The sequence below is a fragment of the Azotobacter salinestris genome (assembly GCF_009363155.1).
Taxonomy (GTDB): Bacteria; Pseudomonadota; Gammaproteobacteria; order Pseudomonadales; family Pseudomonadaceae; genus Azotobacter; species Azotobacter salinestris.
The window spans coordinates 1,108,705-1,131,663 of the sequence record NZ_CP045302.1 but is presented as its reverse complement, the minus strand read 5'-3'; the positions used below and the strand labels follow the sequence as shown (position 1 = coordinate 1,131,663).

Genomic DNA, 22,959 nt, shown 5'->3' with positions numbered 1-22,959 from the left:
CTCAGTCCGCATCGCGGATGTTCAGGATGGCATCCTCGCTGACCCGCATCCGCCGGCCGTAGCGCTCGAATTCGTAGAAGCCGGTTTCTTCGTCGTACTCCGGCGTATCCGTGGTCTTGAGCTGGCGCCCGTCCTTGAGGGTGACGATGGCCGGGCCGGAGCAGCCGGCGAGCAGCATGGCGGACAACAGGAGGACAACGCTGGGGACGTTGCGTGTCTTCATGACGATGCACCCGGGGTAGTGACGTACGAAAGGGGCGGCGAGCCCCGCTGGAGTTGCTGTCCTGCTTCCAGTCTATCCACGAATGCGCCGCCTGCCGGCGTGGGAACAGGCCGCCGATCAGTTGGTAGGGTGGATGGCCGAAGCCATCCACCATGGTGGACAAGCCTGCGGCGTTGTCCACCCTACAAACTATCCACGAACGTCGTCCCAGCCATGGGAAACTGTTGTTCGCTATTGCAACGACTTGCGCAGGCGGGCCAGGGCGCCGGCGAAGAACAGGCCGCCGATCACGGCGATCGCCAGCAGCGACGGCCAGACGATGGCCAGGTCCGCGCCGCGGAAGAAGATGGCCTGGACCAGCTTGAGGAAGTGGGTGGTGGGGGCGACCAGCATGATGTCCTGCACCGCCTCGGGCATGCTCTCGAGCGGGGTACGGCCGCCGGAGAGGATCTGCAGCGGTATCAGCGCGAGGATGATCAGCAGTCCCAGCTGCGGCATGGAGCGGGCCAGGGTGCCGAAGAAGATGCCCATCGAGGTGACGGCGAACAGGTGCAGCACGGTGGCGGCGAGAAACAGCGCCATCGAGCCCTGCAGCGGCACCTCCAGCCAGCGGCGGACGACCAGCTGCAGGGAGAGGATCGAGGCGACCAGCACCACCGCGCCCATGGACCAGACCTTGGCCAGCATGATCTCCAACGGGGTGACCGGCATCGCCAGCAGGTGCTCGATGGTGCCGTGCTCGCGCTCGCGGATCAGCGCCGCGCCGGTGAGGATGATCGCCAGCATGGTGATCTGGTTGGCCACCTCGTTCAGCGCGCCGAACCAGGCGCTCACCAGGTTGGGGTTGTATTCCATGCGCACCACCGCGTCGATCGCCGGGATCTCCGCGCTGCGGTAGCGCCGGACGAACTCGGCGACCTCTTCGTCGACGATCTGCTGGATGTGCCCGGCGCCGGTGAAGGCCTGGCTGACCTGGGTGGCATCGACGTTGAGCTGGATGGTCGGGGTGCGTCCGGCCAGCAGGTCCTGCTGGAACTTCGGCGGAATGTTCAGGGTGAAGGTATAGCGCCCGGCGTCCATGCCGCTGTCCATCGCGGCGCTGTCGATGTACTGCGGCGGCAGGAAGTAGGGCTCACGGAAGGCGTCGACGATGCGGTGGGAAGCCTGCGAGCGGTCCTCGTCGACCACCGCCAGGGTGGCGCGATAGAGGGATTCCGGCAGACTGGTGGCGCTGGAATACACGCCCAGGGTGAAGGAGTAGAGGATCAGCAGCAGCAGTGCCGGGTCGCGGTACAGGCTGCGCAGTTCCTTGATGCCGAGCTGCAGGATGTTGGTGAGCTTGCGCACGTCACTTCTCCTGTTTGCGCAGTCCCGCAACGCTGATCAGGGTCAGCACCGGAATGGCCAGCAGCAGGGGGATGAAGTAGGGCCAGAGGTCCGTCAGGCCCAGGGCCTTGTTGAACACGCCGCGGCTGATGGTGATGAAGTGGGTGGTCGGATAGAGCTGGCCGATCAGCGCGCCCGGTCCCTCCATCGCCGATACCGGCTGGAACAGCCCGGAGAACTGGATGGCCGGCAGCAGGGTGGCGATGGTGGTGCCGAAGATGGCGGCGATCTGGCTCTTCAGTATCGAGGATATCAACAGGCCCAGGCCGGTCGAGCAGATCACGTAGAGCAGCGCGCCGATAGTCAGGGCCGGCAGGCTGCCCTTGAGCGGCACGCCGAAGAACAGGGTGGCGAGCGCCGCCAGCATGACGAAGTTGAGCATGCCGAGGCCGACGTAGGGCAACTGCTTGCCGAGCAGGAATTCCAGGCGGGTCACTGGGGTGACGTAGAAGTTGGTGATCGAGCCCAGTTCCTTCTCGCGCACCACGCCGAGGGCGGTGAGCATCGCCGGGATCATCATCAGGAGGATCGGGATCATCGTCGGCACCATGGCCGGCAGGCTCTGCACGTCGGGATTGTAGCGGTAGCGCACGGCGACCTCGGCCTGGGCGCCGCCGGTGGCCTGGGGCGACTCGCGGGCCAGGCGCTGCAGGAAGTTGCCGTGGATGCCCTGCACGTAGCCCTGGATGGTGTCGGCGCGGGTCGGCATGGCGCCGTCGATCCAGAAGGCCACCTGCGGCCGGGCGCCGCGCTTGAGGTCGCGGGCGAAATTGGGCGGGATCTCGATCGCCAGGCTGACCTCGCCGCTGCGCATGCGCCGCTCGAGATCGTCATAGTCGCTCAGCGGCGGCTTCTCGATGAAGTAGCGCGAGCCGGATACGTCCAGGGCGTAGCTCTGGCTGGTGGTGGTCTGGTCGTGGTCGAGCACGGCGAAGGTCAGGTGCTCCACGTCCATGTTGATCCCGTAGCCCATGATGAACATCAGGAACGCCGTGCCGAGCAGGGCGAGGGTGGCGCGGATCGGGTCGCGGCGCAGCTCCATGGTCTCGCGCCGGCTGTAGCTGAGCAGGCGGCGCAGGCTGAAGCGGGGAGGAGCCGCGATGTCCCGGGCGGGTGCCTTCGCCGGGGCCGGCGCGGTCGGGGCCGCCGGTGCGGCGCTGTCGCCGGCCTCCTCGAGGTAGGCGATGAAGGTTTCCTCGAGGGTCGGCAGACCGCGTTTCTCCATCAGCGCCTGCGGCCTGTCGCTGTCCAGCACCTTGCCGGCATGCATCAGCGAGATGCGGTCGCAGCGCAGCGCCTCGTTCATGAAGTGGGTGGAGATGAAGATGGTCACCCCTTCCTCGCGCGACAGCTGGATCAGGAGCTCCCAGATGCCGTCGCGGGCGATCGGGTCGACGCCGGAGGTGGGCTCGTCGAGGATCAGCAGCTCGGGCCGGTGGATCACCGCCACGGCTAGCGACAGGCGCTGGCGGATGCCCATGGGCAGGTCGTCCGGCAGGTTGTCGAGCTCGCCGGCGAGGCCGAAGCGTTCGACCAGCGCGGCGATGCGCGCTTCGCGCTCTGCGGCCGGGACGTGGAACAGCCGGGCGTGCAGGTCGAGGTTCTGTCGCACGGAGAGCTCGTTGTAGAGGGAGAAGGCCTGCGACATGTAGCCGACCCGCTGGCGCACCTGCAGGTCCCCGGCGTCCACCGGCCGGCCGAACAGCAGCGCCTCGCCCTCGCTGGCCGGCAGCAGGCCGGTGAGCATCTTCATGGTGGTGGTCTTGCCGCAGCCGTTGGAGCCGAGAAAGCCGAAGATCTCCCCGCGCTCGATGCGGAAGTTCACATGGTCGACCGCGACGAAGTCGCCGAAGCGCATGGTCAGCCCGTGGGCCTCGATGGCCACCTCGGCGCTGTGCGTGCGCGGCGGGATGACCAGCGCACGGTGGCCGTGGCGCCGCTCCTCCGGCAGCAGGGCGATGAAGGCTTCTTCGAGGCTGACGCTGGCGGTGCGCGCCAGCAGCTCGGCCGGCGCACCGCTGGCCAGCACCCGGCCGCCGTCCATCGCCGCCAGCCAGTCGAAGCGCTGCGCCTCGTCCATGTAGGCGGTGGCGACCAGCACGCTCATCCCCGGGCGGTTGTGGCGGATGCGCTCGATCAGCTCCCAGAACTGGTTGCGCGACAGCGGATCGACGCCGGTGGTCGGCTCGTCGAGGATCAGCAGGTCGGGATCGTGGAGCAGCGCGCAACACAGCCCGAGCTTCTGCTTCATGCCGCCGGAGAGCTTGCCCGCCGGGCGCTCGACGAAGGGCGCAAGACCGGTGCTCCGCACCAGGTCGGCGATGCGCGTCCGGCGCTCCGCGGCGTTCTGGCCGAACAGGCGGCCGAAGAACTCCAGGTTCTCGAACACGGTCAGCGTCGGGTAGAGGTTCTTGCCCAGCCCCTGGGGCATGTAGGCGATGCGCGGGCAGACCGCGCGGCGGTGGGCCGGGTCGGCCATGTCGCCGTCCAGCACCTGCACGTTGCCCTCCTGGATCTGCCGGGCGCCGGCGAGCAGCGCCAGCAGGCTGGACTTGCCGACGCCGTCCGGGCCGATCAGCCCGGCCATGCAGCCGGCCGGGATCGCCAGATCGAGTGCGTCCAGGGCGCGGGTCCGGCCGTAGCGCAGGCCGACCCCGGCAAGCTGCGCGACGCCGCTCATGGGGCCAGGTTGACCTGCAGGTGGGCGGGCCATTCGGCCGCCGGGTCGAGCCGCACGTAGGCCCGGCCCGGCAGGCCGGTCTTGACGTGCTCGAGATGCCTTTCCAGAAGCTGCGGGTCGATCCGCGCCTTGATGCGGAACATCAGCTTCTCCCGCTCGCTCTCGGTCTCAACGGTCTTGGGGGTGAACTGGGCGACGCTGGCGACGTAGCTGATCCGTGCCGGGATCACGTAGTCCGGCGCGGCGTCCACCACCAGGTGGGCATCGCTGCCCAGGGCCACCCGGCCGGCCTGGCGGGTGGGCAGGAAGAAGGTCATGTAGACGTCGGTCAGGTCGATCAGGTTGAGCACCTTGCCGCCGGCGGCGAGCACCTCGCCCGGCTCGGCCACCCGGTACTGCACGCGGGCCACCCGGTCGGTCTTCAGCTGGCTGTCGTCGATGTCCGCCTGCAGGCGCCTGACCGTCGCCCTGGCGGCCTCCAGGGTGGATTCGGCCTCGATCACCTCGGATTCGGCGGCCTTGATCGCGGCTTCGGCCGAAAGCACCTGGGCGCGTGCCGTGGCCAACGCCGCCTGGGCGCTCAGCATGCTGGCGCGGTCGTCGTCGAGTTGCTGGCGCGACACGGCATTGCGCTTGACCAGGGCATCGGTGCGCTGGAAGTGCTTCTCCGCCGCGACCAGTTCGGCCTGCCGCTGGCGCACCACGGACTCGGCGGCGGCCTGTTCGCTCTGGCGCTGGGCGACCCGCGCACGGGCGGTCAGGATGGCGCTCTCGGCCTTGCTCACCTGGGCCTGGGCCTCGCCCAGCTGGGCCTCCAGCACCTGGGTGTCCATGCGTGCCAGGATCTGGCCCGGCTGGACGAAGTCGCCCTCGTCGACGTTGATCTCGGCGATGCGGCCGGAGAGTTTGGTCGCCACGTCGACCTCGGTCGCCTCGATGCGGCCGTTGCCGCTGGCGAAGCCTTCGCCGAGGCCGGTCGGGCGCAGCTCCAGCCAGGCCAGGCCGGCGGCGCCGGTCAGCAGCGCGATGGCCAACAGGCCCCGGACGAGACGGTTCTTGCCTTCCTGCTTCATGGGGTGTGGATTCCTGACTGCATGGGAGGCGCCCGGAGACCCGGTCGGCGGGCGCGGGCGTGTCTGCCGCGAGTATAACGACGGGCTGGTTCGCCTCCCATTGATCTGCGCCGGGGCCGGGCCGCTCTGCGCCGCCGGTTGGCGCCTGCCGCCGGGGCGCGGCTCAATCCGGCCGCGGACCGCCGTAGCTCTCCAGCAGGTGCATGTAGTTGGCGCGCACGTAGTTGTCGTGCTTCTGCAGTCGCGTCCAGCTCATCTGTCCGCGGATCTGTTCCAGCGACTGGCTGCGCTGGCTCAGCAGCCAGGCCTCCAGGCCGGAGAGCAGGGTGCGCGCGTAGGCGGGGCCGTGGCGCAGGATGGCGGCGGTGGTCATCACCGCATCGGCGCCGGCCAGCAGGTACTTCACCACCTGCTCGACGTCCTCCACGCCGCCGGAGGCGGCCAGCGAGCCCTTGACCCGCCCGGCCAGCAGGGCGATCCACTGGAGCGGCAGGCGCATTTCCCCGGGGCTGCTCAGCTCCAGGGTGCTGAACAGCTCCAGGCGCTGCAGGTCGATGTCCGGCTGCAGGTAGCGGTTGAAGATCACCAGGCCGTCGGCGCCGCCTTCCAGCAGACGGCTGGCCATGTTGCCGATGGAGCTGAAGTAGGGCGGCATCTTCACCGCCACCGGGATCTTCACGGCCTGGCGCACGGCGGCCAGCACGTCGAGGTAGCGCTGCTCGACCGCCGTGCCGGGCTCCAGCGGATCGACCGGCACGAAGTACAGGTTGAGCTCCAGGGCATCGGCGCCGGCCTCCTCCAGCAGGGCGGCGTAGCGCGTCCAGTGACTGGCCGAGGCGCCGTTGAGGCTGGCGATGACCGGTACCGACAGCTCGGCCTTGGCGCGCATGATCAGCGCCAGGTGGCTTTCCGGAATCATCCCGTAGGGGCCGCCGTCGACCGGCGGGAGAAACGCCGGCACGTCGCTGCAGGCGGCGCCGATGCTGGCGTAGTCGTTGGTGCCGGCCTCCAGCTGCTCCTGGAACACGGAGGGCAGCACGACCGCACCGATCCCGGCGTCGTCCAGCCGGCGCAGGTGATCGAGCTCGGCGTTCTGCGGCGAAGCCGAGGCGATCAGCGGATTGCGCAGGGACAGGCCCAGATAGGTGGTGGTCAGGTTCAAGGCTCGTCTCCCGGGGTCAATGGCATCTCCTCAGATATCCAGGCAGATTTTCCCGAAATGCTGCCCGCTTTCCTCGTGCCGGAAGGCTTCGACCATTTCCGTCAGGGAAAAGTGGCGATCGATGACCGGGCGCATGCCCGTCGCCTCGATGGCCCGGATCATGTCCCGCTGCTGGCGGCGGCTGCCGACGATCAGGCCCTGCAGGCGCAGTTGCCGGGTCAAGGCCGTTGCCAGCGGCAGGTGCGCCGAGGATGCCGATCACCGCGATGTGCCCGCCGATGCGTGCGGCGATCATCGATTGTTCCAGCGTAGCCGGTCCGCCCACCTCGATGACGTGGTCGACGCCGCGTCCGCCGGTCAGGCGACGGACCGTGTCGCCCCACTGCGGGTCCTTGCGGTAGTTGATCAACTGGTCCGCGCCCAGGGCCTCGAGGCGGGCGAGCTTGTCATCGCTCGAGGAGGTGGCGATGACCGTCGCCCCGGCCAGCTTGGCGAACTGCAGGGCGAACACCGAGACCCCGCCGCTGCCCTGCACCAGCACGGTCTCGCCGGGCTTGAGGGCGCCATCTTCCATCAGCGCGCGCCAGGCGGTCAGCCCGGCGGTGGTGAGGGTCGCCGCCTCGGCGTGGCTCCAGCCCTTGGGCGCATGGGTGAAGGCGGTCGCCGGCATGGTCACCTGCTCGCGGGCGAAACCGTCGATGCCGTCGCCCGGCACCGTGGCGAAGCCCTCGACCTCGGGCTCGCCGTCCTGCCAGGTCGGGAAGAAGGTGCTGACCACCCGGTCGCCGGGGGCGAATTCGCTGACTCCGCTGCCCACCGCCAGGACTTCGCCGGCGCCGTCCGACAGGGGAATGCGCAGCTCGCCCGGGCCCCAGGCGCCGCTGACCACCAGGTAGTCGTGGTAGTTGAGCGAGCTGGCGCGGATGCGCACGACGATCTCGCCGGTCTTCGGCTCGACCGGCTCGCTGGTTTCCAGGGTGACGCGCTCGAAGCCGCCGCCGGGCTGTACGCGCAGGGTGCGGATGCTCATGTCTTTCCTCATGGGTTGGGTAGGGGGGATGGCGCTCCGCTTGCGGCGGGGCCCCGTCGTCGCCAGGCAGTCTAGATGCCGGACGGGGCGCAGACGCCACTCCGTCGGGTAGGCCGCCGGGGCATGGGTTGTTTTTGCGTGCCGGCCTTGACCGTTGTGCAGTGCCTCACCTTACTTAGATGCAGGGCAGGCCGATGGTCGTTCCTCTTTTGTCCAGTGCTTCACGAAATGCGCTGGAGAGGCCTTGTAGCTCGGCAGGCCGCTGGCCGGGAAGCTATAAAAAAAGAAAGAGGGATTTGTGCATGCGGCAGATCAACGAGTGCGATCCTTGCCTTGAGGCAAGGAAAGAGAATGAGGCGAACAGGCACAACCGCCGGAAAGACGTCTTCACGCGCTGTCTGGAAGTAGGGATGCTTCTGGTGTACGGCACGGCCTTTCTGGGGTTGCTCTTCTGAAATCCCGTTCCGCTCGCCCGTTCGTCCACGGCCGGATGGCCTGGCGGCGATGCGGGGCACGCAAGGAAAACCCGGCTCCGCCCGGGCCGCTGTGCAGCCAACCGGCTATCCGTCGAGCCTGATCGGCGGAGCAGCTCCACCACGTCGCCACGGAGGGCGTCCCATGTCGATAGACACCATGTTTCTTCTCACGCTTGCAGGCGCTGCCCTGTTCGCGGCCGGGCTTTATGTGGAGCGTCTGACGCGACCGCATGCGGCCGAAGCCGCGGTTGAGACGGGGGCCGAGCCGCGTCGAGTGCCGAGCTGAGGACGGCCGCCCATCGCCGAAGCCGCGGCGTCCCGCTTGCGGCCCGACAACTCTTACGACGGGCCGGCACGTGTTCGCGGGACAGCCCCGCTGCAGGCGTTGCACGGTTTTCCCCGGTCGAAATCGTCCCGATTGCCCGGCGGCGTGTAAGTCATTACCTACATGCGGTGTAGGCAGGGTAGCTGCCTGCGTGCCGGGCAGGCTGTCGAGTAGTATTTAATTAATTGAATTGATTGGGATTTTATTTCGGTTGAAGAGGCGCCCATGGCACAAGGGGCGGGTTTTGTCCCCTTGTCCGGCCCGGCGCGCGCGCTAATATCTTCCCCGTGGTGCGACACGTATGCTCGTGTCGATCGCTTGGTTGGGGTAGCTCCCTGTGGCACCTAACTTCTTGATATTCAAGGAGCTGAAGCCTAAATAAGCCTAAAAACACCTGGCTTGCCCAGGCTAAAAAGACCCGCCTGCGGGGAGGCATGATCCCCGTCTGACGGGGTAAATGCGCCTCAGATTTGACCGGAAACGGTCAAAATTTGATCTGGACGCCTGAGAAAGAACGGTTCGAACCATTCGAATCCGTTTCAAAAATATTTCGAGAACCCCTGAGGGTGAATAAGGCCCTCCGGGGCAGAATTCACCTTCGGAGCGACTCGGCTGTTTTGGCCTTCGCCCCCGTCGTGAGACGCCGGAGGTGTTTTCAACCAAGCACGGAGCGACAGCTCCGGATTGCATTGCTCAGCTCCGCTGGTTCAGGGAGTACCGAGCCTGGCGTGTACCCGCCAGTTCACTAGATCGGCATGCGTCGGGGGCCAACCCCGGGGTGTGAAGCCCGATCAACAATGTCTCCTCTCGTCAGAGAAGCGCGATCCGGTGACGGAGCGCGCGCTGTGTCCGAATTGCACGGGCACAGGGGGGCTAGTGACCCAACCCGCATGGCTAACGCATGTGAATCGTCGATCGAACCCTCGTTAAGATAACGGGGCCTACGGCAATTATCGGCCTCAGCCAAAAACGGCACCGCAGGTGGTCATCGCAGTCACCGGATGCGATGCGGTACCAGACACCTGCCGGGGGAAAGACGGAGCCTAAACGGGGAATCGATGCGTTCCGGGGAACGTGGTAATCCCGACCACCCGCCAACGGCCGGCAACGGCACGGGCAGGCGACCCGCAAGGGGCGCTGAGGGGTGTGGGGAATGGGACGGTGCAAGAAGCGAAGGGCGACCTGTAATGGGTCGTATACCGGTTGAAAAAGTATCGGCAGGGGATAACCCTGGCTGACGTGCACCTGGTCTACAGGCGCAATGAAAACCGCTGATTCCAGCATGAAAACGACCCGAGGGGCGGACTCCACCCCTTGGGGGCAGTCCGCCTCGAGAGTTCGCGACCTTGAGGAGGACTGTATGAAAACGCAGCCAGCAACACCGGCAAAGTCTGCGTCCTTCGGCGGGGTGACGGGTTGGCACAGTCTCGACTGGGCCAGAATCCAGACCTCCGTTCGGAAAACGCAGTTGAAGATTGCGCAGGCAACAGGGGAAGGCGACTGGCGCAGGGTTAAACGCCTGCAACGGATGCTGACCCACTCGTTTCACGGCCGCTGTCTGGCCGTGCGGCGAGTCACGGAGAATCGGGGTCGCAAGACCCCGGGCGTGGATGGAGAGAAATGGGCAACGCCCCGCTCGAAGTTCCAGGCCGTGATGCGTTTGTCAGAAAAGAGAGGGTATCGGCCGCAACCGCTTCGGCGGGTGTGGATACCGAAACCCGGCAAGCAGGAAAAACGCCCGCTGGGTATCCTGACGATGTTGGATCGGGCCATGCAGGCGCTCTATCTGCTCGCCTTGGAACCTGTCATAGAAAGCACCAGCGATCCGAAAAGTTATGGCTTCCGCCCAGACCGCTCGACCGCCGATGCCATGGTCGAACTCTTTGCCCTGCTGTCACGGCAGGACAGTCCGCAATGGATGCTGGAGGGCGACATCAAGGGGTTCTTTGACAACATCAACCACGACTGGCTGTGCCGGAATGTCCCCATGGACCGGACGGTGCTGCGCAAGTGGTTGAGTGCCGGAGTGATCGACCGGCGACAAATCATGGCCACGGAAGCCGGGACGCCACAGGGAGGCATCATCTCTCCCTGTCTGGCGAACGCCACCCTGAATGGCCTGGAAACCCAGCTGAAACGCCATCTGGCAAAGAAGCTGGGCGTCAAGAAGGCCGAGAGGACGAAAGTCCAAGTGGTGCGTTATGCGGATGATTTCGTGATTACGGCAGCCTCCAAGGAGCTGCTGGAAAACGAGGTCAAACCTTGGGTCGAGCAATTCCTGTCGGTACGAGGGGTCGAGCTGTCCCGGGAGAAAACGCAGATCACGCATATCCACCAGGGCTTCGATTTTCTGGGGTGGAACTTCAGGAAATACGTGCCGAAATCGCCCTACAGAAAGGACAAGCTGCTGATCAAACCCTCGAAGGAGAACGTCTCGGCGTTCTATCGGAAGGTGCGGGAGATCATCAAAGGCAGCGGCACCCTGACGCAGGAAGCGTTGATCGGCCAGCTGAACCCGGTGCTACGGGGATGGGCGCACTACCATGCCTCGGCAGTAGCGCAAAAAACCTTCAGCACGCTGGATCACCTGATCCACTGGCGACTCTGGAGGTGGGCGAAACGCAGGCATCCGAAGAAGTCCGCGGTGTGGATTCGGAAGAAATACTTTCACTCCATAAACGGACGGAACTGGGTGTTCGCGTTCCCATACAGAAACAGCAAGGCAGAGGTGAAGTACCGTCGGCTATATGCGCTGGCCGACACCACGATCGTGCGCCACAAGCGTCTTCCGGGAGACTACCAGCCCTACGACGCGGCGCAGGAGCTGAAGTGGGAGAAACTGAGAGTCCAACGGATGCAGCACAAGCTGCGTTATCGGGGACAGATCCTCGGGCTTTTCCGGCGACAGCAGGGTCAATGCGCCCTGTGTGGGCATGCGATCAGCAAGGAGACCGGTTGGCACGATCACCACGTCATCAGGCGGGTGGACGGCGGGCCAGATACCCGGAGCAATCGCGTGCTGCTTCACCCGAACTGCCATGCACTGGTCCACAGCCAGGATAGACAGGTAGAACTGCTCCACAGCGGCTTATAGTGGTATAGTCGCCCGCAACACTCCGTGCGTTGCCGGCCAAGCTTTGGCTTCATGTAGGCTTGAGCCGTGTGCGGTGAAAATCGCACGCACGGTTCTTAGGGGGGGATGGGCCAGTAATGGCCAATCCCTACCCGACTCGACGGAGTGACACGGGCTGCCGCGGATGACAGCCAGGGACTTCGCAGGACGACGAATCATCAGGACGATGAGTCAGGAAAAAAGGGAAAAAAAGGACTGAAGAGCAGGCGAGGTTATCCTCGCCTCTTTTTTTGCCCGCAGAAAAAGTAGACTCCCTGTATCCGGTTCATGGTGGGTAGTCAGTCGATGTCGATACGTGTGTTCCTGATGATCTGGATGCTGTTGCTGCCCTGGCCGGCCAAGGCCATGGAGCTGCGCTTCGTGACCGGTGAATTCCTGTCCTTCGACTTTTCCTCCAGGGACATGCCCAGCGGGACGGCTCCGGTCCCCCGTGGTCCTTTCGTCGAAACCGTGCAGGCGGTCTGTGCCCATATCCGCTACGACTGTCCGATCGGCCTGGTGCCCTGGCGCCGCTCCCTGGCGATGCTCGAACAGGGACAGACCGATGCCGTCTTCGCCATCATTCCCATCTACGAGCGGGCGATCGAACTCCGCTTCAGTCCGGTGCTGATCGACTCCAGCCTCAACCTTTACGCCCATCGCTCCAATCCCCTGCAGAGCTGGCGCCCGGAGAGCGGGGAGCGTCGCGACTTCTACACGCTGGGGCCCTCGGGAACGGCCAATGTGGTCAGGCAGCGCCTGCAGGATATTCCCTCGGCGAATATTCACCTGGAGTCCGACAATCTGCGCCTGATGCGCAAGCTCAATGCGGGACGCTTCGGCAATGGCATGGTGATCATGAACCCCATCATCGCCCGCCGCCTGATCGAGCAGCACCAATTGAACAACGTCCGCGAGGTCGGCCTGTTCAAGAAAGTCGGCTACGCCATCGCCTTCTCCCGCGAGCGGGTTTCGCCGGAAAAGTTCGAAGCCTTCGAGCGGGGCCTCCAGGCGCTGATCGCCGATGGCACGGTCCCCGCCATCTTCCAGCGCTACCAGCTGGAGCTGGCGCCTTCCGTGCGCAAGTGGGCCGCCCGCAAGAGAAGCGCCGCGCCGCAGGGGACCTGCCGGGACGCCCCTCATGGCCGTGGCTCAGAGGAACACGGTGGCGATGTCCACCGAGGAACGTCTGCCGATTGCCCGGTAATGGCTTTCGAGCCAGGCCAGGGCCTGTGAACGGCCCTGGTCGCGGAGCATTTCCAGAAAGGGCTGGCTGGTGGTCATCTTCGATTCCGCGGCGAGCCGGCCCATCAGCGCGTCGTCGGCGATCATGTGCAGATGGGTCTGGGTCAGGCGCCGCTCCAGCTTGCTCAGGGGCAGCAGCGTGCGGGCGGCATGTTCGCGGGCGTGGGCGAGGCTGTGCATCTCGCGCAGGAAGGTGGACTTGAACGCCAATTCCTGCGTGCGGCGGCGGATCTCCTCGACGCTCTGCGGCGTCCTGCCGTGGGCCATGGGGCTGAGCAGGACGAGCAGGATGTCGTTCGCATCGCATTCGTAGACCAGCGGAAACACCGCCGGATTCGCCGAGAAGGCGCCGTCCCAGTAGGGCTCGCCGTCGATCTCCACGGTGTGGTGGTAGGTCGGCAGGCAGGCCGAGGCCAGCACGCAGTCCTCGCTCAGTTCGTGGCTGCGGAAAAGCCGCAGGCGGCCGGTATTGGCGTTGGTCGCGGCGATGAACAGCTTGAGCGGACAGTCCGCGCGCAGGCGCTCGAAATCGACCAGCGAGACGAGGATGTCGCGCAGCGGATTGACGTTGAGCGGATTGAGCTGGCGCGGCGATAGCAACTGGGTCCAGTAGAGCATCAGCTTGAGGCCGGTCGCCGGATAGCCGCTGCGGATGTTGGCGCCGGCATTGAGCAGCGGGGCGCTGCTGGCCACCGCCTGCCAGAAGCCGGCCAGCGCTTCCCGCGCGCCGTCTCGCCCGCCCTGCAGCAGGCCGTGGGCCAGTACGGTCGCGTTCATCGCGCCGGCGCTGGTGCCGCTGATGCCCGCGAAATCGAGCCGGCCGTCCTCCAGCAGCGCATCCAGAACGCCCCAGGTGAAGGCGCCATGGGCGCCGCCGCCCTGCAGGGCAAGACTCACGGTCGAGCGGTTGTTGCGCGAACGAAAGAACATGGGTGGCTCCCTGCGCTTGGAAAGGATCTCCGTTTCAGACAGGCAAAAAGCGTGTCTTTCACCGATGGCAGTTCAATATAAGACTCAGTCAGGCGGCCAGCTGTCCAGCAGGGGGGCGAGCAGCGCGCACATGCTGCGCCAGTGGGAGCCCTCCCAGTAGATCCGCTGGCAGGCATCGCAGCCCAGAAAGCGCGAGTAGAGGACGGCGACCCGCGGCGGCAGGCGAGGGCGGGCCTGTTCCGCGGCGACCTCGTGCAGCGGCAGGTTGCAATGCAGGCACAAGCTGAACGGCCGCGCGCTGCCCGCCAGATCCAGCCGCTCGAACAGCTCGCGCAGCTGCAGGGCCGGCTTCAGGGCATGCACGTAGCAGCCGTGGGTGACGATGCGCCGCTTGAGCAGCTCGCGGTCGCGGCTCAACACGATGCGGTGCTGCTCGGCGGCGAGGGCGGCGATCTGGCTGTCCTCGAAATGGTTGTCGTAGAGAGTGTCGAACCCACACATGCGCAGCAGGCTGGCCAGCCCGCCCAGATGGGCGTCGGCGATGAAGCGCAGTTCCCTGAGCGGATGGTCGCGCACCTTGAGCAGCGGGCTGATATCCAGCGCCTCGAAGCGGGGGTAGACCGCCACCCGGTCGCCGTCGTGCAGCAGCCGGGCGAAGTCCACCGACTCGCCGTTGACCAGCACCAGCTCCACCTCGGTGTGCGGCACGCCGAGCGCCTCGATCATGTGCTTGACCGTCGCCGCCCGCGCGCAGCCGCAGGTGAAGGCCTGCCGCCGTCGCTCGGCCGGCAGGAAGTCGTTGAGCTCTTCGTAGAAGCGGAAAGTGGCGCTGACCATGCCGACAGTATGGCAGCCGGGCCGGCGATGGGTGCAGATCCGCTGGCAAGCGGACAGGGTTGCCAAGAGGTAATATGACTGCGCGAGTGGCCCGTCGGGGGCCTTGCCGATGCCGGCTGCGCCGGTGTTTTCCACGAGAACGAAGAGGTTCAGGAATGAGCGACATTGTCTTCATCACGGGGGCTACCTCCGGTTTCGGCCGCGCCGCCGCCCGCCGTTTCGCCCAGGCCGGCTGGACGTTGGTGCTGACGGGCCGGCGCTTCGACCGTCTGCAGGCCCTGCAGGAGGAGCTGAAGGACCAGGTTCCGGTACACATCGCCGCCCTCGACGTACGCGATGCCGAGGCGGTGCGCCAGGCGGTCGCGGCGCTGCCCGAGGGTTTCCGCCAGGTCAAGGCGCTGCTCAACAACGCCGGCCTGGCCCTGGCGCCGGAGGCGGCGCAGAAGGTGGCGCTGGAAGACTGGCACACCATGATCGACACCAATATCACCGGTCTGGTCAACATCACCCATGCACTGCTGCCGACCCTGATCGCCACCGGTGCGGGCGCCAGCATCGTCAACATCGGCTCGGTCGCCGGCCACTGGCCCTATCCGGGGGGCCACGTCTACGGCGCGACCAAGGCCTTCGTCCAGCAGTTCAGCTACAACCTGCGTTGCGACCTGCTCGGCACTGGCGTGCGGGTCACCGACATCGCTCCGGGGCTGGCGGAAACCGAGTTCACCCTGGTGCGCACCAAGGGCGACCAGACGGCCTCCGACCGGCTCTACCGCGGCACCACGCCGCTGGTCGCCGAGGACATCGCCGAGCAGATCTTCTACGTGGCCAGCCTGCCGGCGCACATCAACATCAATCGTCTGGAAGTCATGCCGGTGCGCCAGGCCTGGTCGCCTTTCGCCATCGACCGCGATCCGCAGTGAGAGAGCGTGGCGCCATGATTCAGAAGCGCTCGTGCTCGCCCAGATAGCGCCATTGGCCTGTCGGCAGCCTGGCCATGGCCAGACGGCCGATGCGGATGCGCCTGAGGCTCAGCACCTCGAGCCCGACGCTCCGGCACATGTGCGCGATCTGCCCGGCCTGCGGCGCCTTGAGGGCGAAGCGTAAATGCCTTTCGCTCTGCCAACTGACCTTGCACGGCGGCAGCGGCCGGCCCCGGTAGTCGAGGCCGTGGCCGAGCCGGGCCAGACCGCCGTCGATCAGCTCGCCGGCGACTTCGACGACGAACTCCTGCTCCAGCGTGTCGCCGTCCTCGCCCAGCCGGCGCAGCACGCCGCGCTGCTGGCTGAACACCTGCAGGCCGCTGGCGGCAGGCTCCAGCGGCAACAGCGCGGTGAGCTTGCGAAAGTGCCGGGCGAGCGGGTGCTGCGGGCCGTGGTCGCTGTCCGCGCGGGTCGCCGGGCCGAGGCGCTGCAATGCCTGCTCGATGCTCTCGCCGGCCGGCTTGTGCAGCAGCAGGGTCACCGGCTCGACCGGCGCGGCCACGGCATCCGGATGCAGCACGACTGCCTCATCACCGACCTTGAACTGCGGCTCGTCGACCACCCGCCCGTCGACACTGACCCAACCTCCTTCGATATACAGCTCGGCTTCCCGGCGCGAGCAGTGGGTCAGCTCGACCAGGCGTTTGGACAGGCGGATGGGTTCGGTCATGGCGAAGGCACTCGGAATCGGGCGGCCATTGTACTCGCCGGCGTGACTGCAGAGCGCGCTCCGCGAGTACTGGTCACCGACAAGCTCGGAGCTACGCGGCGGCGAAACGGGAAAGGGGACTGAACCTCGAACACCGCCAGCACAAGGGATTGAACAACCGGACGGAGAACTCGCACCAGCCGACCCGGGTACGCGAGAAGGTGATGCGCCGCTTCGAATCGGCGCGCCAGTTGCAACGGCTCCAGTTACAACAGTTCGCTTCGATCCACGCTCAGGTCGCCCACCTGTTCATGCACTGCCGCTACCCCTCGAACGCACGGCGGAAACGAGCGGTACGCGCCCAAGCCTTTGCGGCTCGGGAAATGGGAAAGGGTAACGTGCGCCCCGATGCCCGGACGGTTCGCCGCGCGAGTTCTTCATCCTCGCGCTACGTTCTCGGACGGCCACCCATCAATAACGAACGTGACAGTACCTCCTCCAGATGACGACTTGACCCGCATTCTGGGTGGGCCCATACTGATGTTCACGTTAACTTTGGCGGCAACTGCTCCCCTCCGAACCCGTTCCAGGCCATCCATCGAACGTGTCGGAACGTGGTCCTTCACGTGAATAAAGTACTTCTTTCATATGAGTGGGGGAGGGCACACCCCGCTGTTTCCATGGCGGCGCACGGATTCGATTTCAGGCGACGGGTGTCTCGAAGCGCTCGCCCTCCGCGAGAGTCCGCGGAATTCCGAGGATCCGCATCTGCTCGCAGGTGCTCTGCGCGCTCAGCGGAATCCGATCCATCGAGAGCGGAGCCCCTCCTTTTGCAAATCGATTTGGAGTTGGCCTGCGTGGCCGAGAATTCCTCGAGTGACGCATCCGCTCCCCAAGTCCTGCTGCGAAGACGCATGAGGGTTTGATGAACGCCTCGGCGACAAGCTCTGATCGGTGCTCGACACCCAACACGGAGAATCATGAACTGCAATCCCACCTCGAGGCGCGCAGCTCGGCGCGCATCGGTCTGCGCGCTCGCCGCGCTGCTCGTCGCCGCGACCGTGGCGGTGTTCGTGTTCGCGCTCGGTCCGGCGACCCCGCCAGTCCCCGAGCCGTCGAGCCCGCCGCCGACCGAATCATCCAGGTTCTCGCGGCCGGCCGACTGGTCGCCCTACCGGCCCGCGGTGCACCTCACCCCCGCCAAGCACTGGATGAACGATCCCCAGCGCCCGATCCTGATCGACGGCGTCTGGCACTACTACTACCTCTACAACGCCGACTACCCCAAGGGGAACGGCACCGAGTGGTACCACGCGACCTCGACCGACCTCGTGCACTGGCAGGATCACGGCGTCGCGATCGACAAGTACAAGAACGGCCTCGGCGACATCGAGACCGGCAGCGCCGTGATCGACACCGAGAACACCGCGGGCTTCGGCGCCGGCGCGGTGATCGCCGTCATGACCCAGCAGCACGAGGGCGTGCAACGGCAGTCGCTCTTCGTCTCGACCGACGGCGGCTACCGCTTCGAGGCGTACGACGGCAACCCCGTCATGGACAACCCGGGCGCCGAGCACTGGCGTGACCCGAAGATCATCTGGGACGACGCCCGCGACGAGTGGCTCATGGCGCTCGCCGAGGGCGACAAGATCGGCTTCTACACTTCGCCCGACCTGAAGCGCTGGACGTACCGATCGGGCTTCGAGCGCGACGACCTCGGCATCCTCGAGTGCCCCGACCTGTTCCGCATGTCGGTCGACGGTGACCCGGCGAACACGCGATGGGTGCTCGCGGCAGGCGGGAACGGCGCCAGCAAGGGCATGACCACGGGAACCGTGTACTGGACCGGCGACTGGGACGGCGAGCGCTTCACCGCGGATCGCGACGAACCGCGTTGGCTCGACTCGGGCGCCGACTTCTACGCCACCGTGACGTGGGACGACCCGCGCCAGGACGACGCCGAACGCCTCGCCTCCCGCTACGCCATCGGCTGGCTCAACAACTGGGCCTACGCCACCAAGCTGCCGACCGACGACTGGCACGGCGGCGCCGACTCGATCGTGCGACGCATCGAGCTGCGCTCGGTCGACGGCGAGCCGCTGCTCGTCTCGCAGCCCGTCGACGCGCTCGACAAGCTCGCGGGTAATGCCGAGGTGCGCTCCAAGGTACGGGTGACGGCAGCCTCGGGGACGACGCTCCCCCAGCCGAAATCCGATGCCTACCGACTCCGGGCCGAGCTCGATGCGGCCTCGGGCGCCAACGAGGTGCGGTTCCGCGTCAAGGAGGGCGGCGGGCACTTCACGACCGTCGGGTACGACTTCGTGCACGGCGTCGCCTTCGTCGCGCGCGCCGCGGATGCCGCGGCCGAGCGGATGCCCGAGGTCTACCGCGAGGTTCGTACGGCCCCGGCGCCGGCGCGCGACGGCGTCGTCACCCTTGACATCATCGTCGATGCGGCCTCGGTCGAGGTCTTCGTGAACGACGGCGAGGCCGTGCTCTCGAATCTCGCGTTCGGGGCCTCCGGCGCGAACGGGCTCTCGGTCGAGTCGCTCGGCGGCGACACCGAACTGCGCTCCTTCCGACTCACGCCGCTCGCGATCGCGCCGATTGAGCGGCATATGGAGCAGGCACCCCAAGGCAACGGTGGCTCACCTGGTGAGCCAGTGGCGCCCGCAGACTGAGCGCATGACGAATCCTCATGAACCGGTGCCACGTCGCTCCATTTCCTGCTGAAGGCCGAAGCCCGGACGATGGCGCTGGTGCAGGTGCTGGCGTTGTCCGAAGACGAGGCGGTGGCGCTGTTCAAGCGGCACTGTCACGTTGTTGATGGGCGGCCGACCGAGAACGTAGCGCGAGGATGAAGAACTCACGCGGCGAACCGTCCGGGCATCGGGGCGCACGTCACCCTTTTCTCGAGCCGCAAAGGCTTGGGTGCGTACCGCTCGTTTCTGCTATGCGTTCGAGGGGTAGCGGCAGGGCATGAACGGGTTGGCGACCTGGGCGTGGATCGAAGCGAACTGTTGCCACTGGAGCCGTTGCAACTGGCGCGCCGACTCGAAGCGGCGCATCACCTTCTCGCGTACTCGGGTCGGCTGGTGCGAGTTCTCCGCCCGGTTGTTCAATCCCTTGTGCTGGCGGTGTTCGAGGTTCAGTCCCCTTTCCCGGTTCGTCACCGCGTAGCTCCCGAGCTTGTCAGTGATAGGAGCGGGCGGGATGCGGCGACTGTTGACGCCGCATCCCGCCCTTCTCAAGTCCAGGCACACACAGCGAGGCGCCCGGCTGGAAATCCAGCCGGGCGCCTCTTCGCCTCTTCGTGAGATCCGTTACTTCAGCGGCTTGATCTGACCGCCCGGGTTCACATTGAGGTTCGCCGGGATGTCGGCCCAGCCACCCAGCCCGCCGCCGTAGGCACCGTAGGAGTAGTCGACCGCCGACGACGCCCCTTCGATGTCGATCTTCACGGTCGGTGCGAGGGTGCCGCCGCGCCGGAAGTTGCCCTCGGTGCCGATCGTGTCGATGAACGACTGCACCAGGCCGCCCGGCATTACGTAGTGCGAGTACGACTGGAAGTGGCCGAAGGGCTGGTTGTAGTCGGGAGCGAAGGGGAACCCGCCGTTGAAGTTGAGGTTCGTCGGGTTGCCGAGCACCAGCCCGGATCCCTGGTTCATCGGCTGGTAATCGCTGCGGATACCGTCGCCCACGAAGCCGTACACGCCCTCGGGGCCATCAAGGCCGGCCGCGTAGGTGCCGCGGTGGCTGATGGTGAAGAGGTAGTACTTGCCGTCCTTCATGTAGATCTGCGGCCGTTCGGTCTGGTCGGTCACGCAGTTCGCCGAGAGGATCGGCGGCAGGAACTCCCACTCGGTAAGGTCGGCGTTCTTCGCCTTCGCCAAACCGATGTTGCCGATCTGGTAGGGCGCACCCGACGCGTTCACCTCCTCGACGGTCTCGGCGTAGGGGTCGCCCTCCCGGTAGCCGAGGTCCTCCGCGTTGCACGCGGCGGACTCTCGCGGCATGGCCGAGTTGCCCTCGAAGACCATGAAGGTCTCGCCCGGGTGGGCCGGGTCCTCGAAGGTGAACGGGTCGCGGAAGTTGAAGTACGGGTTCTGCTCACCGGTCTGGTAGTAGGTACCGTCGGCCGACAGGAGCGGAATGACCTTGTCGAAGCCGGTGAACTTCACGCCCTCCTTGTTGGCGTGCACCTTGCCGACGCTGAGCGCGATCTTCGGGTCGTACGGCTTGATGTCCTTGCCCGAGGCATCACGATAGAACGCGACATCCGTGAAGAACAGCTTGACCTCGCCGCCCGGGAAGATGCGCGCCGAGCCCGACCACTGCGTCTGGTGGCTGAACGACTGGTCCTCGAAGATCTGGCCGGTGACGCCCTCGTCGAAGACGAGACCGCCGTAGGTCCAGCCGCCGTTCGCCGGCCGCTGTTCGGCAGGGATGCCGGCCGGGCGGTAGAAGTAGCCGATCTTCGCGTACACGTGGCGGTCGTCGAAGCCGAGGTTCCGGTCGGCGACGAGGGAGAAGATGATCTCCTGCCCGTTGACGCTGTACTGGTTCGCGTTGGCGTCGGTCAGGGGCCAGGAGTCCCACACCCAGACCTGCTCGTTCGACATGTCGGGGAAGTCCTGCGGGACGTTGGGCATGGTGTATTCCGCAGGCATCGAGCTCTGACGCGAGACAGCCCTCGGGTCCGACATCCGCTTGATCTGACGCGCGTCGGCACGAGTCCACTTCGCTGTGAAGTTGCCCTCGGGCGCGAATGCCTCCTGCGTGTGCAAGGTGGGCTCGGGGCCGGGTTCCAGATGGGGAGCCGCAATGACTGCCGTGGCGCTGCTGAACAGCGCCGTCGCAGCGATCCCGCTGACCAGAGAGCGCCGAATGCGTTGGTCGATGAGTAACATGATATTTCCTTTCGTTTTAAAAGCGGCCGCGATGCTAGCATCTCATGTAATGATTGTTAACGTTAAATTCATGACGATCGCATGAAACTGCGAGAGGGTTGGGGTTGAACTGGCAAGAGTGTATGAGCCTTGGCATGGCTGCTTGCCGAGTACATGGACACTCCCTGTTTCGGCTCCCCGGCCGAGCCACTTCTCTTTGCTTGCGCGAAAGAGAAAGTAACCAAAGAGAAAGCGCGCCCGATCATCCGGCCCCCGCTGCGCCGGGGCTTCCTCGCTCCGGTGCCGCTCCGAGGGTCGCCGCCTCCTGCGGCTCGCCCCGCTGCGCGACACCTGCGCTCGGCCTCGGACGGGAGAGTTGCCTGCAGATGAGGGCTCAGTCTTGAAAGGCTTTCTGCTTTTTGTTCGCGAAGGTGGGGGCTATACCCATTCCCCCTTCGGGACGAGCCCCTGGAGCGACGACGCAGGGAGGGAAGCCCGGTGCAGCCGGGACCGGATGAGGGGGTGGCCTTCTTTCTGGTCACTTTTTCTTGGCCAGAACAAGAAAAAGTGACTCGGCCGGGAGGCCGAAACAGGGAATGCCGAACCACTTCGGCAAGCAGCTACAGCACAAGAGCCGAAGAAGACACCAGACAGCTCGACGCACAATCTTGCCAGTCCGCTATCCGGCGGGCATTTCATGCGATTGCCCAGGAGCCAGCTTGCCGGCGATTCGTAGCCGCGAAAGGCATCGCCAGCAAGCGGGCTCCTACAGTAATACTGGCCGCGTCCCTCTTTCACGAAAGGAACTCGAACATGCGTCCTCTCTGCCTGCTTGCCCTGTTCTGCCCCATGCTGCTGATCCCGGCCGTCCAGGCGGCCCAGTACCCCAGTGAAAAGGGGGTCGTGCAGGTCGACCCGGTGGTCGACGGCCTGGAGCATCCCTGGGCAGTGGCCTTTCTGCCGGATGGCCGGGGCATGCTGATCACCGAGCGACCCGGCCGCCTACGGCTGTTCGCCGATGGCCGCCTGTCCGAGCCCCTGGACGGGATGCCCAGGGTCTTCGCCCGCGGGCAGGGCGGGCTGCTCGACGTGGCGCTGTCACCACAATTCGCCGAGGATCGGCTGGTCTATCTGTCCTATGCCGAGGCCGGGGACGACGGTCAGGCCGGCACCACCGTGGGCCGCGGCCGGCTGTCCGGGGATATGCGCCGGCTGGAGGATTTCCAGGTGATCTTCCGCCAGCAGCCGAAGCTCTCCACCGGCATCCACTTCGGCTCGCGGCTGGTGTTCGACCGTGACGGCCATCTGTTCATCGCCCTCGGCGAGAACAACCAGCGGCCGACCGCCCAGGATCTCGGCAAGCTGCAGGGCAAGCTGGTGCGTATCTATCCGGACGGCCGTGTGCCCGAGGACAACCCCTTCGTCGGCCGCCAGGGCGCACGCCCGGAGATCTGGTCCTACGGCCACCGCAACCAGCAGGGCGCCGCGCTCAACCCCTGGACCGGCCGCCTCTGGACCCACGAGCACGGGCCGCGCGGCGGCGACGAGATCAACATCCCGGAGCCGGGCAGGAACTACGGCTGGCCGCTGGCCACCCACGGCATCAACTATTCCTTCCTGCCGATCCCCGAAGCCCGCGGCAAGACCGTCGCGGGCACCGAGCCGCCGCACTACGTCTGGGAGAAGTCGCCGGCGGTCAGCGGCATGGCCTTCTACGACGCGGAACGCTTCCCCGCCTGGCAGCACAGCCTGTTCATCGGCGCCCTGGTCGATCGTTGCATGATCCGCCTGGCGCTGGACGGCGACCGCATCGTCCATGAGGAGCGCCTGCTCGAGGACCTGGACACCCGCATCCGCGACGTCCGTCAGGGGCCGGACGGCTACCTCTACGTGCTGACCGACGAGACGAGCGGTAAATTGTTGCGCCTCGGCCTGGCACCCTGAACAGGCCGCCGGGTATCG

Annotated in this window: 16 protein-coding genes and 3 pseudogenes; 8 read left to right on the top strand and 11 right to left on the bottom strand. The window is 66.1% G+C overall.

Going from position 1 to position 22,959, the window contains the following annotated elements; all coding sequences use genetic code 11:
- Window position 1: 1 nt before the first annotated feature.
- The 6 genes and pseudogenes from GCU53_RS05360 to GCU53_RS05335 all read right to left on the bottom strand — a co-directional run bounded on the left by GCU53_RS05360 (window position 2) and on the right by GCU53_RS05335 (window position 7,554).
- Entirely contained in the window at window positions 2–223 is a 222-nt protein-coding gene (locus tag GCU53_RS05360; RefSeq protein WP_152386699.1) for a YgdI/YgdR family lipoprotein, read from the bottom strand.
- Between the two features lie 231 nt (window positions 224–454).
- On the bottom strand, window positions 455–1,570 hold the full coding sequence (locus GCU53_RS05355) for an ABC transporter permease (protein WP_152386698.1): 1,116 nt from the start codon (window positions 1,568–1,570) through the stop codon (window positions 455–457).
- 1 nt (window position 1,571) lies between these two features.
- Window positions 1,572–4,289 (bottom strand): ribosome-associated ATPase/putative transporter RbbA, encoded by a 2,718-nt coding sequence (rbbA, locus tag GCU53_RS05350; protein ID WP_152386697.1) that lies wholly within the window; start codon window positions 4,287–4,289, stop codon window positions 1,572–1,574.
- Window positions 4,286–5,362 carry an HlyD family secretion protein gene (locus tag GCU53_RS05345; protein ID WP_152386696.1) on the bottom strand — a complete coding sequence of 359 codons (1,077 nt, stop codon included), beginning with the start codon at window positions 5,360–5,362 and terminating at the stop codon, window positions 4,286–4,288. Before GCU53_RS05345 ends, rbbA begins: the two co-directional genes overlap by 4 nt.
- Before the next feature lie 163 nt (window positions 5,363–5,525).
- Window positions 5,526–6,524, bottom strand: coding sequence for a dihydroorotate dehydrogenase-like protein (locus tag GCU53_RS05340; RefSeq protein ID WP_152386695.1), 999 nt, complete (start codon window positions 6,522–6,524; stop codon window positions 5,526–5,528).
- 30 nt (window positions 6,525–6,554) lie between these two features.
- Window positions 6,555–7,554 (bottom strand): annotated as a pseudogene (locus GCU53_RS05335) (zinc-dependent alcohol dehydrogenase family protein).
- Window positions 7,555–7,856: 302 nt separating this feature from the next.
- On the opposite strand from GCU53_RS05335, the gene GCU53_RS25430 reads away from it, so the two are divergent.
- The 4 genes from GCU53_RS25430 to GCU53_RS05325 all read left to right on the top strand — a co-directional run bounded on the left by GCU53_RS25430 (window position 7,857) and on the right by GCU53_RS05325 (window position 12,703).
- Window positions 7,857–8,009: a hypothetical protein gene (locus GCU53_RS25430; RefSeq protein WP_167520037.1), complete on the top strand. Its 153-nt coding sequence runs from the start codon at window positions 7,857–7,859 to the stop codon at window positions 8,007–8,009.
- Between the two features lie 163 nt (window positions 8,010–8,172).
- Window positions 8,173–8,316, top strand: coding sequence for a hypothetical protein (locus tag GCU53_RS25425; protein WP_167520036.1), 144 nt, complete (start codon window positions 8,173–8,175; stop codon window positions 8,314–8,316).
- 1,399 nt (window positions 8,317–9,715) lie between these two features.
- Complete coding sequence (ltrA, locus tag GCU53_RS05330) at window positions 9,716–11,449, top strand: group II intron reverse transcriptase/maturase (protein ID WP_152386694.1); 1,734 nt, start codon at window positions 9,716–9,718, stop codon at window positions 11,447–11,449.
- Window positions 11,450–11,773: 324 nt separating this feature from the next.
- Complete coding sequence (locus tag GCU53_RS05325; RefSeq protein WP_152386693.1) at window positions 11,774–12,703, top strand: substrate-binding periplasmic protein; 930 nt, start codon at window positions 11,774–11,776, stop codon at window positions 12,701–12,703.
- Here the strand turns inward: GCU53_RS05325 and GCU53_RS05320 are convergent.
- Both GCU53_RS05320 and GCU53_RS05315 read right to left on the bottom strand, forming a co-directional pair.
- The gene (locus tag GCU53_RS05320; protein ID WP_152386692.1) at window positions 12,620–13,642 is read right to left on the bottom strand and encodes a patatin-like phospholipase family protein; all 1,023 of its coding nucleotides are present in this window, start codon (window positions 13,640–13,642) and stop codon (window positions 12,620–12,622) included. The genes GCU53_RS05325 and GCU53_RS05320 overlap by 84 nt on opposite strands.
- Before the next feature lie 84 nt (window positions 13,643–13,726).
- The gene (locus GCU53_RS05315; protein WP_152389795.1) at window positions 13,727–14,479 is read right to left on the bottom strand and encodes a Mut7-C RNAse domain-containing protein; all 753 of its coding nucleotides are present in this window, start codon (window positions 14,477–14,479) and stop codon (window positions 13,727–13,729) included.
- Window positions 14,480–14,634: 155 nt separating this feature from the next.
- On the opposite strand from GCU53_RS05315, the gene GCU53_RS05310 reads away from it, so the two are divergent.
- Complete coding sequence (locus GCU53_RS05310) at window positions 14,635–15,399, top strand: SDR family NAD(P)-dependent oxidoreductase (RefSeq protein WP_152386691.1); 765 nt, start codon at window positions 14,635–14,637, stop codon at window positions 15,397–15,399.
- A 19-nt stretch (window positions 15,400–15,418) separates the two neighbouring features.
- Here the strand turns inward: GCU53_RS05310 and GCU53_RS05305 are convergent, their stop codons facing one another.
- Window positions 15,419–16,129, bottom strand: a complete 711-nt coding sequence (locus GCU53_RS05305) for an rRNA pseudouridine synthase (RefSeq protein WP_152386690.1) — start codon at window positions 16,127–16,129, stop codon at window positions 15,419–15,421.
- Between the two features lie 57 nt (window positions 16,130–16,186).
- Here GCU53_RS05305 and GCU53_RS26755 point away from each other — a divergent pair.
- Window positions 16,187–16,482: pseudogene (locus tag GCU53_RS26755) on the top strand (DDE-type integrase/transposase/recombinase); the annotation flags it as partial.
- 606 nt (window positions 16,483–17,088) lie between these two features.
- Window positions 17,089–18,789, top strand: a complete 1,701-nt coding sequence (locus tag GCU53_RS05295; RefSeq protein WP_152386689.1) for a glycoside hydrolase family 32 protein — start codon at window positions 17,089–17,091, stop codon at window positions 18,787–18,789.
- A 300-nt stretch (window positions 18,790–19,089) separates the two neighbouring features.
- Here GCU53_RS05295 and GCU53_RS05290 read toward each other — a convergent pair.
- Window positions 19,090–19,320 (bottom strand): annotated as a pseudogene (locus tag GCU53_RS05290) (DDE-type integrase/transposase/recombinase); the annotation flags it as partial.
- 111 nt (window positions 19,321–19,431) lie between these two features.
- Window positions 19,432–21,018 (bottom strand): glycoside hydrolase family 68 protein, encoded by a 1,587-nt coding sequence (locus GCU53_RS05285; RefSeq protein WP_152386688.1) that lies wholly within the window; start codon window positions 21,016–21,018, stop codon window positions 19,432–19,434.
- Window positions 21,019–21,810: 792 nt separating this feature from the next.
- Here GCU53_RS05285 and GCU53_RS05275 point away from each other — a divergent pair.
- Window positions 21,811–22,941: a PQQ-dependent sugar dehydrogenase gene (locus GCU53_RS05275; RefSeq protein WP_152386687.1), complete on the top strand. Its 1,131-nt coding sequence runs from the start codon at window positions 21,811–21,813 to the stop codon at window positions 22,939–22,941.
- Window positions 22,942–22,959 lie beyond the last annotated feature (18 nt).

What these genes read in the sequence shown, in the direction of transcription:
- GCU53_RS05360 (WP_152386699.1), bottom strand. Translation starts at nt 223, where the DNA reads ATGAAGACACGCAACGTCCCCAGCGTTGTCCTCCTGTTGTCCGCCATG.
- rbbA (WP_152386697.1), bottom strand. Translation starts at nt 4,289, where the DNA reads ATGAGCGGCGTCGCGCAGCTTGCCGGGGTCGGCCTGCGCTACGGCCGG.
- GCU53_RS05345 (WP_152386696.1), bottom strand. Translation starts at nt 5,362, where the DNA reads ATGAAGCAGGAAGGCAAGAACCGTCTCGTCCGGGGCCTGTTGGCCATC.
- GCU53_RS25430 (WP_167520037.1), top strand. Translation starts at nt 7,857, where the DNA reads ATGCGGCAGATCAACGAGTGCGATCCTTGCCTTGAGGCAAGGAAAGAG.
- GCU53_RS25425 (WP_167520036.1), top strand. Translation starts at nt 8,173, where the DNA reads ATGTCGATAGACACCATGTTTCTTCTCACGCTTGCAGGCGCTGCCCTG.
- ltrA (WP_152386694.1), top strand. Translation starts at nt 9,716, where the DNA reads ATGAAAACGCAGCCAGCAACACCGGCAAAGTCTGCGTCCTTCGGCGGG.
- GCU53_RS05325 (WP_152386693.1), top strand. Translation starts at nt 11,774, where the DNA reads ATGTCGATACGTGTGTTCCTGATGATCTGGATGCTGTTGCTGCCCTGG.
- GCU53_RS05320 (WP_152386692.1), bottom strand. Translation starts at nt 13,642, where the DNA reads ATGTTCTTTCGTTCGCGCAACAACCGCTCGACCGTGAGTCTTGCCCTG.
- GCU53_RS05315 (WP_152389795.1), bottom strand. Translation starts at nt 14,479, where the DNA reads ATGGTCAGCGCCACTTTCCGCTTCTACGAAGAGCTCAACGACTTCCTG.
- GCU53_RS05310 (WP_152386691.1), top strand. Translation starts at nt 14,635, where the DNA reads ATGAGCGACATTGTCTTCATCACGGGGGCTACCTCCGGTTTCGGCCGC.
- GCU53_RS05305 (WP_152386690.1), bottom strand. Translation starts at nt 16,129, where the DNA reads ATGACCGAACCCATCCGCCTGTCCAAACGCCTGGTCGAGCTGACCCAC.
- GCU53_RS05295 (WP_152386689.1), top strand. Translation starts at nt 17,089, where the DNA reads ATGAACTGCAATCCCACCTCGAGGCGCGCAGCTCGGCGCGCATCGGTC.
- GCU53_RS05285 (WP_152386688.1), bottom strand. Translation starts at nt 21,018, where the DNA reads ATGTTACTCATCGACCAACGCATTCGGCGCTCTCTGGTCAGCGGGATC.
- GCU53_RS05275 (WP_152386687.1), top strand. Translation starts at nt 21,811, where the DNA reads ATGCGTCCTCTCTGCCTGCTTGCCCTGTTCTGCCCCATGCTGCTGATC.